Below are 13,525 nucleotides of genomic sequence, written 5' to 3'. Positions count from 1 at the left end.
AATGCGCTTCGGGGCGGAAATTGATCTGAAACATTTAAGCTCCTAGTTACCTTTATAGAACCTGACCAGTAACCGAGCGCCATCCACGCGGTCAGGTGGAGAAGGAAAAATAGAACAATCGTCACAAGAAAAACTTTATGTTATTTAGTAAAAAAGAACGCCCGTGGGCGTTCTTTTTGTTGGCAATACGAGCGAATCAAGCCACTTGCGGCGGATTGCGCAGCTTGATGTGCAGCTCGCGCAATTGCTTCTCGTCGACCTCGTTCGGCGCATTGGTCAGCAGACACTGGGCGCGCTGGGTCTTGGGGAAGGCGATCACGTCGCGAATCGACTCGGCACCGGTCATCAAAGTCACCAGGCGGTCCAGACCGAAGGCCAAGCCACCATGTGGTGGCGCGCCGTAGGCCAGGTTGTCGAGCAGGAAGCCGAACTTGTTCTGCGCCTCTTCCGGGCCGATGTTCAGGGCATCGAACACGGTCGACTGGATATCGGCGCGGTGGATACGGATCGAGCCACCGCCGATTTCCCAGCCGTTCAGCACCATATCGTAGGCACGGGCCTTGCACTTGGCCGGGTCGGTCTTGAGGAAGTCGATATGCTCCACCTTGGGGCTGGTGAACGGGTGATGGCAAGCGGTGTAGCGCTTGTCTTCCTCGTCGTATTCGAACATCGGGAAGTCGACCACCCACAGCGGGCGCCATTCGCGGGTAAAGAAGCCGCCGGCCTCGCCCTTTTCATGGCCCACCTTGATACGCAGCGCGCCGATGGCTTCATTCACTACCTTGGTCTTGTCGGCACCAAAGAAGATGATGTCGCCATTCTGGGCGCCGGTACGCTCGATCACGGCCTTGAGTGCGGCTTCGGTCAGGTTCTTGACGATAGGCGACTGCAGGCCTTCTTCGTTCAGCTTGCTGATATCGTTGACCTTGATCCAGGCCAGACCCTTGGCACCGTAGATGCCGACGAAGGTGGTCCACTCGTCGATTTCCTTACGGGTAAAGGTGGCGCCACCCGGCACGCGCAGGCCGACCACACGGCCACCTTCCATATTGGCGGCACCCGAGAACACCTTGAACGGAACATCCTTCATCACATCGGTCAGCTCGGTGAACTTGAGGTCCACGCGCATATCGGGCTTGTCCGAGCCGTAGTAGAACATGGCGTCGTCGTAGGCCATGCGCGGGAACTTGCCGAGGTCGACACCGATGGCTTCCTTGAACACGTGCACGGCCATCTCTTCCATGATGTCCATGATCTCGTCTTCGTTCAGGAAGGAAGTCTCGATATCGATCTGGGTGAATTCAGGCTGACGGTCGGCGCGCAGGTCTTCGTCGCGGAAGCACTTGGTGATCTGGTAGTAGCGGTCGAAGCCGGCCACCATCAACAGTTGCTTGAACAGCTGAGGCGACTGCGGCAGAGCGAAGAATTGGCCGTCGTGCACGCGGCTTGGCACCAGATAATCGCGGGCACCCTCCGGTGTCGAGCGGGTCAGCATCGGCGTTTCCACGTCGATAAAGCCGCGGCTGTCGAGGAAGTTACGCACCAGCAAGGCCACCTTGTAGCGCAGGCGCAGGTTCTTCTGCATGGCCGGGCGACGCAGGTCGATAACGCGATGCTGCAAGCGCACCATCTCAGACAGGTTTTCGTCGTCGATCTGGAACGGCGGCGTGTTGGCCGTGTTCAGCACCACGATTTCCTTGGCGAGGATTTCGATTTCGCCAGAGACGAGGTTGGCGTTGGTGGTGCCAGCCGGGCGCGCACGCACCAGGCCCTTGATTTCCACCACGAACTCATTGCGCACGCTGTCGGCGGTGGCAAAGGCTTCCGGGGTGTCGGGGTCGATCACTACCTGCACCAGGCCTTCGCGGTCGCGCAGGTCGAGAAAGATCACGCCGCCATGGTCACGGCGACGGTGAACCCAGCCCTTGATGGTGACGATTTGGGATAGAAAACGCTTGTCGATCAAGCCGCAATAATCAGTACGCATGGTCGTTCCAGTCAGAATCCAGATGGGGATAACGGCCCCAAGGGGCCAGTAAATGCTTGAAAAACTCGAAATCGGGGGGCAGGAGATTTAACGGGCTAAGCAGCCAAGGCCGCTTAACCCGGTAGATTGGCGTCTACACGTTCCGCATCGACCGGCTTGGGGCGGATGATGGGTTTACACAGCGCCGCCGCTTCCGGCTTGGCTGCTGGCGCCACCACGCCCATGGAAATCACGTATTTGAGTGCCTCGTCCACGCTCATGTCGAGCTCCACCACTTCGGACTTGGGCAGCACCAGAAAGAAGCCGGATGTGGGATTGGGCGTGGTCGGCACATAGACCGACACATGCTCCTCGGGCAGCATGCAGGCGATCTCGCGGGCCGGCGTGCCGGTCTGGAAGGCCACGGTCCAGGCATTGCCATGCGGATAGCGCACCAGCAAAGCCTTGCGAAAGGCGTTGCCAGAGTCGGACAGAACTGTGTCGGACACCTGCTTCACGCTGCCGTAAATCGACTTCACCACCGGAATCCGCGCCAGTACATCCTCCCAGAAGCGCACCAGGCGCTGGCCCAGGATATTGGCGGAAACCAGGCCGGTGCCGAGCACGATGGCAATCGCCAGCAGCACGCCAAAGCCCGGCACATGCACGCCCAGCAAGTCGCTGGGACGGCTGCCCTGCGGCAGCAGTACCAGCAACTGATCCATGGCGCCGACCAGCGTGCTGATCACCCACAGGGTAATACCCAGCGGCACCCAGATCAGCAGGCCGGTTATGAAGTAACGACGCATGGTGGCTCTATCGCTCCGGAATACTCAGTGTTGATGCCCGCAAGCACCCGAACCACAGGCCGGTGCAGGCGCAGCATCAGCGGCTGCAGACGTGCTGGCCGGCTTGGCATTGCCGCCGCCCTTGAAATCGGTGGCATACCAGCCCGAGCCCTTGAGCTGGAAACCGGCGGCCGACAGCATCTTGCTGAAGGTATCGCTGGCACCACAAGCCGGGCAGCTGGTTACGGCAGGGTCGGCGATCTTGCGCATGATCTCGTCGCGATGACCGCAGGCAGAACATTGAAAATCATAAATAGGCATGGCGGGCTCCTTCAATCACGGCGTCATTGGCTGTTACCCAATGAAAGCGCGGCATTATAACGCAGCGCAGCATGGGCGTGATTGTAGCTGCGGCTTGAATCGCAATTTTCAAGATTGCGGTGTCGCGCCGGCACCGGCTGGCCAGTGCGCTATTGCGTATGAAACAACTCATCTGCCGTTGCGACGGCAGTGCCCAGCTTGCCGACCACGATGCCGGCTGCGCGGTTGGACCAGCGCATTGCCTCGGGCAGGCTCTGCCCTGCCGCCAGCATGGCCGCCAGGGTGGCGATGACCGTGTCGCCCGCGCCAGACACATCGTAGACCTCGCGTGCCAGGGTGGGTTGGTGGGTGGCGCCGCCGGCTTCATACAGGCTCATGCCCTCTTCCGAGCGGGTAAGCAATAGCGCATCGAGTGCCAGATCCTGGCGCAATGCCTCGACTTTGGCGTACAGGTCGGCATCGTCACGCCAGCTGCCGGTCACCATGCGTAGCTCCGCCCGGTTAGGCGTCAGCAAGGTTGCACCATGGTAGCGTCGGTAGTCATCGCCCTTGGGGTCGACCAGCACCGGCTTGCCCGCGGCGCGCGCCGCTTCGATCATGGCGGTGACATGGGTCAGGCCGCCTTTGCCATAGTCGGATAGCACCACCACATCATGCTCGGCCAGCTGCTGCAAATACGCCTCCAGGGTGCTGGTCAGCACCTCATGACTGGGGTTGTACTCGAAATCGAGCCGGATCAATTGCTGCTGGCGCGCCACGGCGCGAATCTTCACCGTGGTGGTGATACTGGCATCACGATGCAGCAAGGTCTGCACGCCGGCCGTAGCCATCAACTGTTCCAGCGCCCTGCCCGCCTCGTCGTCACCGACGACCGACAACAAGGTGGCCTTGCCGCCGATGGCTGCGATATTGCGCGCCACATTGGCAGCGCCACCCGCGCGCTCCTCGACGCGGGTAATCCGCGCCACCGGCACTGGCGCTTCTGGAGAAATACGCTCGACATCGCCAAACCAGTAGCGATCGAGCATGACATCGCCGGCAATCAAGACACGGGCTTGTGCAAGTGACTGACGTAGGGATTGGTGTTTCACGGCTGTTTCCAATAAACGGCGGGAAGCGGGCAAACCGCTCCCCGGATACACATTGCGCATCTTGCGCCCATCCGGGTGGCAAGGATGGACTAGCGGCCGATGGCGTCGTAATCGAAGCCGAGCTCGCGCATCAGCTTCGGGTCGTACAGATTGCGGCCGTCGATCACCAGCGGCTGCTTGAGCAATTGGCGAATCGTATCGAAATCCGGGCTGCGGAATTCCTTCCACTCGGTAACGATCAGCAAGGCATCGGCTTGCCCCAGCGCGGCCAGAGGGCTCTTGGCATAGGCGATCTTGTCGCCAAGCAGCTTCTTCGATTCCTCCATGGCCACCGGATCATAGGCGGTGATGGTGGCGCCGCGTGCCAGCAGGCCCTCGATAATGGCAAGGCTTGGCGCTTCGCGCATATCGTCGGTATTGGGCTTGAAAGCGAGCCCCCACAAGGCGAAATGGCGGCCGCGCAAGTCCTCGCCCAGGTGCTTGACCACCTTGTGCAGCAGTACCTGCTTTTGCTCGGCATTGGCCTGCTCGACCGCTGTCAGCACTTTCAGCGTCATGCCATGCTCGCTGGCAGTGTGGCGCAGCGCCTTGACATCCTTGGGAAAGCAGGAGCCGCCATAGCCTACGCCGGGGTAAAGGAAGTGATAGCCAATGCGCGGATCAGCCCCCATGCCCTTGCGCACCAGTTCGATATCGGCGCCCAGGCGCTCGGCCAGATTGGCCAGCTCGTTCATGAATGAGATACGGGTGGCCAGCATGGCATTGGCGGCATATTTGGTCAGCTCGGCCGAGCGCACATCCATCACGATCAGCCGCTCATGATTGCGCTGGAATGGCTGGTACAGTGCGCGCAGCAGCAAGGTGGCACGCTCGTCATCGCTGCCGACGATGATTCGGTCGGGCCGCATAAAGTCTTCGACGGCCGCACCTTCCTTCAAGAATTCCGGATTGGAGACAACGGCATAGGGAATTTCGACGCCGCGTCTTGCCAGCTCTTCCGCAATTGCAGCTTTGACGCGGTCGGCCGTGCCGACCGGCACAGTGGATTTGTCGATGATGACCTTGTAGTCATTCATGCGCTGGCCGATGGCGCGTGCCGCCGCTACAACGTATTGCAGATCAGCCGAGCCATCTTCGCCCGGCGGCGTACCGACCGCGATCACCTGCAGGGTGCCGAATGCGGCCGCCTCATCAACATCGGTGGTAAAACGCAGGCGGCCAGCTGCGGCATTGCGCCTGACCATCTCCTGCAGACCCGGCTCATGAATTGGTATGCCGCCGCCTTGCAAGATGGCAATCTTGGCTGGATCGACATCGAGACACAGCACGTCATTGCCGACTTCGGCCAGGCAGGCGCCGGTAACCAGGCCGACATAGCCGGTCCCAACAATGGTGAGCTTCATCAACAGTTCTCCGTATTTCGCGGCGCTCAGGCGCCAAGGCTGGCCTGGATGGACAGCAAGGTAGCCAGCGGATCCGCACTCTGGGTGATGGGCCGGCCAATCACCAGATAATCAGCGCCTTCCGCGACTGCCGCCTCCGGGGTCATGATGCGGGTCTGGTCGCCGGCAGCACTGCCGGCCGGCCGGATGCCCGGCGTGACCAGTTTGAAATCCTGGCCACAGATGCGTTTGAGAATGGATGCTTCCTGCGCCGAGCACACTACGCCATCCAGATCACAATCGAGTGCCAGCTTGGCAAGCAAGGGCACCTGTACGGCCGGCTCCGACAGGCCGATTTCTGCCAGATCATGGCCGTCCATGCTGGTCAGCACGGTGACGGCGATCAGCAAGGGTCGTTGCGGCGCATCGCTGAGTGCGGCGCGAGCGGCTTGCATCATCTTGCGGCCGCCCGAGGCATGCACATTGACCATCCACACGCCGAGCTGCGCGGCGGCGCGTACCGCCTGCGCCACCGTATTCGGGATATCGTGGAATTTCAGGTCGAGGAACACATCGAAGCCGCGCGCCACCAGGGCGCGCACCAAGTCCGGCCCGGCAATGGTGAACAGCTCCTTGCCGACTTTCAGCCGGCACAGATCGGGCCGCACCCGGTCGGCAAAGGCAAGTGCCGAGCTGGCATCGGGGTAATCAAGGGCAACAATGATTTTCGAGTCGTAGGTCACGGTAGGCCTGCTGTAGGGAATTCGGGTTGACGGGTAGCGGTGGCCGCTACGGCGTGAGTGGCAGCACAGGCCGCCACCGGGCGCCTTGCGACTTATCAGGGCTTGAGTTGGCCACGTGCCGGCAGAAAGCTTTCCCACTCGCTGCAGGCCGGACAATGCCAGAAATACTGGCGCGCCTTGAAACCACAGGCGGCGCAGTGATACATCGCTTGCGAGCGGCTGTTTTCCAGTATCACCTTGCGCAGGCCTTCGATATCGGCCTTGCGTTCCACCGGGGCGGTAATGGCGCGCGCCTCGAGCAATTTGGCATAGCCAGGCAGGCTGGGATTGAGCCGCAACTGCTCACTCAGGTAGTCCGACGCGGTTTCCACACCGTTTTGCCGGGCGATGCGCTCGTATACCAGGTCGAGCATATCGAGGTAAGGGTAGCTATTCAAAAAGCCCTTGAGCAGATTGGTACCCTCTTCCGCCCTGCCAAGGCGATCATAGGCGTCGAGCAGCTTGGGCGCGGCAAACGGCAGGAAGCGATGGTCCTGCGATTCGATTTTCAGCCAGGTGGCAATGGCCTCCTCGGCGCGACCTTCCGCCAGGGCAAGGTCACCGAGCAAGAGATTGGCGCGCACGCATTTGCGATGCTCGCCCAGCGCCTGCTGCAGGTATTGCTGCGCTTCGGCTGGCTGCGAGCGGGTGATGGCCTGGCTGGCCAGTTCGCAATAGAACTCGGCGATTTCGTGCTGATAGGTGTGGCTGGTATCGCGCAGCTGTTGCGCGGTACTGATCGCCTGCTTCCACTCTTTTTCCTGCTGGTAGATATCAAGCAGATGGCGCCGGGCGGCGCGGCTCAGATCGGTATCGTCGAGCCGGGCAAACAGTTCCTCGGCACGATCGAACAGACCGGCCTTCATGAAGTCCAGCGCCAGTTCATACTGGGCGGTCTGCTTTTCTGCGCCTTTCAGCTCCGGGCGGGCCAGCAGCTTCTGGTGCATGCGGATGGCGCGCTCGATCTCGCCCTTGCGGCGGAACAAATGGCCCAGCGCGAACTGCAGCTCGATCGTTTCACTATGATGGCGCGCCACATCGACGAATACCTCGACTGCCTTGTCGGTGCGCTCGTTCAATAGATGGTTCAGGCCTTCGAAATACTGGCGCGGCAGCAATTTCGAGTCGGCAAGGATGTGTTTGATATCCACCCGGGCCGACAACCAGCCCAGACCAAACACCAGGGGTACAAGAATCAGCCACCAGGCTTCGATTTCCACGCAACAGCTTTCCGGATTCAGACGACGGCATCAAGCGGCTGAGCCGGCTCGACACGGTCGGGGGTAAGGGATGGCGTACTGGCCGCTTGCGGCTGCTTGATCTGTTTGCGCGCCTGCGCCAGATCGCGCCGCGTACGCAGAAGTGGCAATAGCATGGCCAGCATGCCAAGCAGGACGCCGGCCGTAAAAAACACCAGCAGATACACGATCAACGGCGCCTCCCAATGGCTGTCGAGCAAGCCATACAGATGCACCGGCGCGGTATTTTTCAGGGTAAAGGCAAACAGCAACAGGAAGACAGCGATCTTGACGAACCAGGCAAGGTAGCGCATTGAACGGCCTCCAGACAGGGAAACCGCCATTTTAAGGGATGCTGGCCCCCCCCGCCATCCACGTTTGGTTCAAATACGTACCGACAATGAAAAACGCGGTGTCTTGCGACACCGCGTTTTCTCATGCGGAGCAAATCAGTGGGGGCGATTACTCGTCCTGCACATCAACACGCTCCCGCAGCTCCTTGCCTGCCTTGAAGTGCGGCACATACTTCTCCGGCACCGAGACACGTGTTCCCGATTTCGGATTGCGCCCCGTTCTTGGCGGGCGGTAATTCAGATCGAAGCTGCCGAACCCCCGAATTTCGATCCGCTGACCACTGGCAAGACTGCTTGCCATGGCATCGAGTATCGTCTTCACGGCCAACTCGGCGTCCTTCGCCACCAGCTGCGGGTAACGCTCCGCAAGCTTGGCGATCAACTCTGACTTGGTCATCGGGTTTCCAGAAGGCATCACGACTTACTCTTGGTTGCCCGACAGCTTGGCCTTCAGCAGCGCGCCCAGGCTGGTGGTACCAGCATTGCCGGCTGCTTCGGCAGCGTGCTTGCTGACTGCCGACGATTCATCAGCCATGTCCTTGGCCTTGATCGACAGATTGATCGAGCGGTTCTTGCGGTCGACGTTGATGATCATGGTTTCGATCTCGTCGCCTTCCTTCAGTACCGAAGCGATGTTCTCGACGCGGTCACGCGATACTTCGGTGGCGCGCAGATAACCTTCGACTTCTTCGCTCAGGGCAATGACGGCACCCTTGGCATCCAGCGACTTCACGGTACCCTTGACCAGGGAACCCTTGTCGTTGGTCGACACGAAGTTGTTGAACGGATCACCTTCCAGTTGCTTGATGCCCATGGAGATGCGCTCGCGCTCGACATCGATCGACAGCACCAGAGCCTCGACTTCGTCGCCCTTCTTGAAGTTGCGAACGGCTTCTTCGCCAGGCAGGTTCCACGACAGGTCGGACAGGTGAACCAGGCCATCGATGCCGCCTGGCAGACCGATGAACACGCCGAAGTCGGTGATCGACTTGATGGCGCCACGGATCTTGTCACCCTTCTTGTAGGTGGCTTGGAAATCGTCCCATGGGTTGGACATGCACTGCTTCATGCCCAGGGAGATACGACGACGGTCTTCGTCGATTTCCAGGATCATCACTTCGACTTCGTCGCCCAGCTGGACAACCTTGGTCGGGTGGATGTTCTTGTTGGTCCAGTCCATTTCGGACACGTGGACCAGACCTTCGATACCTTGTTCGATTTCAACGAATGCACCGTAGTCGGTGATGTTGGTGACCTTGCCGAACAGGCGGGTGCTTTGCGGGTAGCGACGAGCCAGACCCACCCATGGATCTTCGCCCAGCTGCTTCAGACCCAGCGATACGCGGTTCTTCTCTTGGTCGAACTTCAGCACCTTGGCGGTCACTTCGTCGCCAACCGTCAGCACTTCCGACGGATGCTTCACACGACGCCATGCCAAGTCGGTGATGTGCAGCAGGCCATCGATGCCGCCCAGATCCACGAACGCACCGTAGTCGGTGATGTTCTTGACGATACCCTTGACGGTCGCGCCTTCGGACAGGGTGGACAGCAGCTTTTCGCGCTCTTCGCCCATGGTTTCTTCAAGCACGGCGCGACGCGACACAACGACGTTGTTGCGCTTGCGGTCGAGCTTGATCACCTTGAATTCGATGTCCTTGCCTTCGAACGGGGTGGTGTCCTTGATCGGACGGATATCGACCAGCGAACCCGGCAAGAAGGCGCGGATGCCGTTGATCATGACAGTCAGACCACCCTTGACCTTGCCCGAAATCAGGCCGGTCTTGATGATGCCCTTTTCCAGCGCATCTTCCAGGTCGATCCAGGCGGCCAGGCGCTTGGCCTTTTCGCGGGACAGCTTGGTCTCGCCAAAGCCGTTTTCGATGCTGTCGATGGCAACCTGCACGAAATCGCCAACCTTGACGTCAACCACGCCTTGGTCATTCTTGAATTCGTTGATGTCGATCAGCGACTCGGACTTCAGGCCGGCATTGATCACAACGAATTTGTCTTCAACCGCAACAACCTCGGCGGTGATCACTTCACCGGTGCGCATTTCCTGACGCGCGAGGCTTTCCTCGAAGAGGGCGGCAAAACTTTCCATGGAAGAAACAGCGGTAGTCATTTCAGAGTGTCCAGATATAAGCCCACGTGTACTGCCTGTGGGGTCTCGTTGAAAAAAGCCGTATCCAGCCTTGCGCTGGAAACGGCACCGATGCCGACAATCGATCTGGCGACGATTGCCGGTTTGCCTGCACCTGCAGGCGATGCTGCCTAAAACCGGTATTACGCTTGCACCGAAAGCGGGGAGTGCTTTACCTCATCCCACCAGTGCAAAATTTGCTGAACGGCTTGTTCGATATTCAGCTGGGTGGTATCGAGCAGATGGGCTCCGGCCAGTTGCTGCAAGGGCGCTACACTTCTCGCCCTGTCGCGCGCATCGCGCTGCTCGATGTCCTGCAAAATCTGCCGGATATTAACCGATTCCCCTTTTGCAATCAACTGCTTATATCGGCGCTCCGCCCGCTCCTGCGCGCTGGCGGTCAAAAAAACCATCAATGGCGCACCGGGAAACACCACCGAGCCCATGTCGCGTCCATCGGCCACCAGCCCGGGCGAGCGGGCGAAATCACGTTGGCGCTGCAATAGCGCTGCACGCACCTCGGGCATGGCTGCGACACGCGAAGCGCCATCGCCAACGCTTTCCGAGCGGATGGCATCGGTTACATCATCGCCATCGAGCAGAATCACCCCTTCGACAAAGGCGGCATCGAGTTCTGCCGCTACCGCCGCCACACTGGCCTCATCATCGAGCAACAGGCCACGGCGTATCGCCGCCAGCGCAGTCAGGCGATAAATGGCGCCGGAATCGAGGTAATGCCAACCGAGCTTGGCGGCAACGCGTGCAGCCACCGTTCCCTTGCCGGATGCGGAAGGACCGTCGATAGCAATCACGGGGATGGTGGATTCAGTCATGGCGGGCTCCAGTCATTCGGCAGGTTGCAAAACGGCGGCGATTTTGCCGCGTCGCTGCCATAAAGTCGAACCCGGCAGCCTTACTTTCCGCGCACGTCAGCTTTTCCGAACGCCACGGCAGCGGCTACACTGCCCGGCCGATCTTGCAGCGCAACAATACCGCCATGGAATTTCTCGATCTCGCCCCTTGCAGTGTCGCTCACGGTGCAGTGCGCCTGCCCGGCTCAAAAAGCATCTCCAACCGCACCCTTCTGCTGGCCGCATTGGCCGATGGGCGCACCCAGGTGCGCGGCCTGCTCGATTCGGACGATACCCGGCGCATGCTGGAAGCCCTGCAAACACTAGGGGTGAACTGGCAACAGGAGGGCGAGCGCGACTATGTGGTCGACGGCGTGGCCGGGCGCTTTCCGGTGGCGAATGCCGAGCTGTTCCTTGGCAATGCCGGCACCGCCTTCCGCCCGCTCACCGCCGCCCTGGCGCTGATGACGGGTCACTACCAACTATCGGGCGTGGCACGCATGCACGAGCGCCCGATTGGCGATCTGGTCGACGCCTTGCGCACCCTGGGCGCCCAGATCGACTACCTTGGCACGCCCGGCTTTCCACCGCTCGCCATCAAACCGTGGCAGAACCAGCACAATGAGCAGCCCGGCCTGCGTACCAGTGTGCGCGGCGATGTATCCAGCCAGTTTCTGACCGCGCTGCTGATGGCACTGCCCTTGAGTCGTGAAGATACGCTGATCGAAGTGGCTGGTGAGCTGATCTCCAAGCCGTATATCGAGATCACCCTGAACCTGATGCGCCGTTTCGGCATGCAGGTGGAGCGTCGCGGCTGGAGCGAATTTCACCTGCCGGCGCAGCAGATCTACAGCAGCCCCGGCACCATCCATGTCGAGGGCGATGCCAGTTCGGCCTCCTACTTTCTCGCTGCCGGCGCACTCGGCGGCGGCCCGGTGCGGGTGGAAGGCGTAGGTCGCGATTCGATCCAGGGTGATATCAAGTTTGCCGACACCCTGGCGCAGATGGGCGCGCTGATCGCGCTGGGCGAGGACTGGATCGAAGCGACCGGCCCGCGCGTGGCCCAAGGCGCCAAGCTGCGCGCCATCGATGCCGACCTCAACCATATCCCCGATGCCGCCATGACCATTGCCGTACTGGCCCTGTTTGCCGACGGCACCACCACCATCCGCAATGTGGCCAGCTGGCGAGTCAAGGAAACCGATCGCCTCAGCGCCATGGCCACCGAATTGCGTAAAGTCGGCGCTGTCGTCGAGGAAGGTGCCGACTATCTGCGCATCACCCCGCCAGCGCAGCTGACACCCGATGCCGTCATCGATACCTATGACGACCACCGCATGGCCATGTGCTTTTCGCTGGTGGCGCTTGGCGGCACGCCTATCCGCATCAATGACCCGAAATGCGTGTCGAAAACCTTCCCGGAATACTTCGACGTACTGGCCACCATTGCGCGATAGCCATTGGTGAGTCGCAGCCGGGCCGATAGAATAGGCGGCTTGATCTATCATGCGGCTCGTCCCCTTCCTTGCCGGGAGAGGGCCTGCGCGGGGACGCCGCCAACACCCCTACACCCATGTGCCCCGCCCCTCGCTGCGGGACGCACAGCATTGCATTGAAACCACCATGTCCCTGCTTCCCCTGTTGAATGCCCGCTTTGCCACCGCCCTTGCCGCCGTCGGCGCGCCGGATGCCCAGCCCCTGGTGCAAGTTGCCGGCCGCCCCGAATTTGGCGACTACCAGATGAATGGGGTAATGGGCGCCGCCAAGGCGCTCAAGCTCAACCCGCGCGAGCTGGCTCAGAAGGTGATCGATGCTGTCGATCTGGCCGGCATTGCCGCCAGCCTCGATATTGCCGGCCCTGGCTTTATCAATATCAAGCTCGCTGACGGCTTTCTGGCCCAAAGGGTCGAAGCTGCCTTGCAGGATGAGCGCCTTGGCGTGGCAGCACTGCCGCGCAAAAAGGTGATGGTCGAGTATTCCTCGGTGAATCTGGCCAAGGAAATGCATATCGGCCATATGCGTGGTGGCATTATCGGTGACGCCTTGGCACGCCTGCACATTTTCCTGGGGAACGAGGTGATCCCGCAAAGCCATGTTGGTGACTGGGGTACCCAGTTCGGCATGCTGGTGGCCTATATGGTGGAAACACGCAAGACCGGTGAGGCCAATGTGGCGCTTGCTGATCTCGACACTTTCTACAAGCAGTCGAAGAAGCATTTCGACGAAGACCCCGTCTTTGCTGATATGGCCCGTGAGTATGTGGTAAAGCTGCAAGGTGGCGACCCGGAAGTGCTGGCCTTGTGGCGACAGTTCGTCGAGATTTCGCTCGACCACGCCGAAGCCTTGTGGCGCCAGCTCGGCTTGCTGCTTGACCGCACGGCGGTGCGCGGTGAGAGTTTTTACAATGTCGACCTACCGGTGCTGGTGAACGAGCTGCGCACGCAAGGCCTGCTTACCGAAGATCAGGGCGCGCAAGTGGTATTCCTTGATGAGTTCAAAAACAAGGAAGGCCAGCCAGCTGCCTACATCATCCAGAAGCAGGGCGGCGGCTATTTGTATTCGACGACTGATCTGGGCGCTATCCGCTTCCGTACGCGTGAACTCCGGCTCGAC

The 13,525-nt window shown here is 60.5% G+C and carries 13 protein-coding genes; 2 read left to right on the top strand and 11 right to left on the bottom strand.

Annotated elements, in window-relative coordinates:
- Positions 1 to 196: 196 nt before the first annotated feature.
- The 11 genes from aspS to cmk form a co-directional block, all read right to left on the bottom strand.
- Positions 197 to 1,987 (bottom strand): aspartate--tRNA ligase, encoded by a 1,791-nt coding sequence (gene aspS / locus ACE3OH_RS11750; RefSeq protein WP_374352534.1) that lies wholly within the window; start codon positions 1,985 to 1,987, stop codon positions 197 to 199.
- A gap of 113 nt (positions 1,988 to 2,100) precedes the next feature.
- Positions 2,101 to 2,775: a DUF502 domain-containing protein gene (locus ACE3OH_RS11745; protein WP_374352531.1), complete on the bottom strand. Its 675-nt coding sequence runs from the start codon at positions 2,773 to 2,775 to the stop codon at positions 2,101 to 2,103.
- 24 nt (positions 2,776 to 2,799) lie between these two features.
- Positions 2,800 to 3,075, bottom strand: a complete 276-nt coding sequence (locus ACE3OH_RS11740; protein WP_374352529.1) for an FmdB family zinc ribbon protein — start codon at positions 3,073 to 3,075, stop codon at positions 2,800 to 2,802.
- Positions 3,076 to 3,224: 149 nt separating this feature from the next.
- Positions 3,225 to 4,178, bottom strand: coding sequence for a D-glycero-beta-D-manno-heptose-7-phosphate kinase (gene rfaE1, locus ACE3OH_RS11735; protein WP_374352537.1), 954 nt, complete (start codon positions 4,176 to 4,178; stop codon positions 3,225 to 3,227).
- Between the two features lie 77 nt (positions 4,179 to 4,255).
- Positions 4,256 to 5,569, bottom strand: a complete 1,314-nt coding sequence (locus ACE3OH_RS11730; protein ID WP_374352526.1) for a UDP-glucose/GDP-mannose dehydrogenase family protein — start codon at positions 5,567 to 5,569, stop codon at positions 4,256 to 4,258.
- A 26-nt stretch (positions 5,570 to 5,595) separates the two neighbouring features.
- Positions 5,596 to 6,291 carry an orotidine-5'-phosphate decarboxylase gene (gene pyrF, locus ACE3OH_RS11725; protein ID WP_374352523.1) on the bottom strand — a complete coding sequence of 232 codons (696 nt, stop codon included), beginning with the start codon at positions 6,289 to 6,291 and terminating at the stop codon, positions 5,596 to 5,598.
- Between the two features lie 95 nt (positions 6,292 to 6,386).
- Entirely contained in the window at positions 6,387 to 7,550 is a 1,164-nt protein-coding gene (gene lapB / locus ACE3OH_RS11720; protein WP_374352518.1) for a lipopolysaccharide assembly protein LapB, read from the bottom strand.
- Positions 7,551 to 7,567: 17 nt separating this feature from the next.
- Positions 7,568 to 7,882 carry a lipopolysaccharide assembly LapA domain-containing protein gene (locus ACE3OH_RS11715; protein ID WP_374352515.1) on the bottom strand — a complete coding sequence of 105 codons (315 nt, stop codon included), beginning with the start codon at positions 7,880 to 7,882 and terminating at the stop codon, positions 7,568 to 7,570.
- A gap of 148 nt (positions 7,883 to 8,030) precedes the next feature.
- The gene (locus ACE3OH_RS11710) at positions 8,031 to 8,318 is read right to left on the bottom strand and encodes an integration host factor subunit beta (protein ID WP_374352512.1); all 288 of its coding nucleotides are present in this window, start codon (positions 8,316 to 8,318) and stop codon (positions 8,031 to 8,033) included.
- A 24-nt stretch (positions 8,319 to 8,342) separates the two neighbouring features.
- A complete protein-coding gene (rpsA, locus tag ACE3OH_RS11705) occupies positions 8,343 to 10,043 on the bottom strand; it encodes a 30S ribosomal protein S1 (protein WP_374352506.1) in 1,701 nt (566 codons plus the stop codon).
- Positions 10,044 to 10,204: 161 nt separating this feature from the next.
- A complete protein-coding gene (gene cmk / locus ACE3OH_RS11700; protein ID WP_374352503.1) occupies positions 10,205 to 10,894 on the bottom strand; it encodes a (d)CMP kinase in 690 nt (229 codons plus the stop codon).
- 164 nt (positions 10,895 to 11,058) lie between these two features.
- Here cmk and aroA point away from each other — a divergent pair, with 164 nt between their 5' ends.
- Both aroA and argS read left to right on the top strand, forming a co-directional pair.
- The gene (gene aroA / locus ACE3OH_RS11695) at positions 11,059 to 12,369 is read left to right on the top strand and encodes a 3-phosphoshikimate 1-carboxyvinyltransferase (protein WP_374352500.1); all 1,311 of its coding nucleotides are present in this window, start codon (positions 11,059 to 11,061) and stop codon (positions 12,367 to 12,369) included.
- Between the two features lie 166 nt (positions 12,370 to 12,535).
- Positions 12,536 to 13,525: arginine--tRNA ligase (gene argS, locus ACE3OH_RS11690; protein ID WP_374352497.1), on the top strand; the 990-nt coding region annotated here is incomplete at its 3' end.

It is taken from the genome of Chitinimonas sp. (genome assembly GCF_041904975.1).
Classification (GTDB): domain Bacteria; phylum Pseudomonadota; class Gammaproteobacteria; order Burkholderiales; family Chitinimonadaceae; genus Chitinimonas.
The sequence above is the reverse complement of the archived record's forward strand: the minus strand, read 5'-3'. Positions and strand labels throughout refer to the sequence as shown.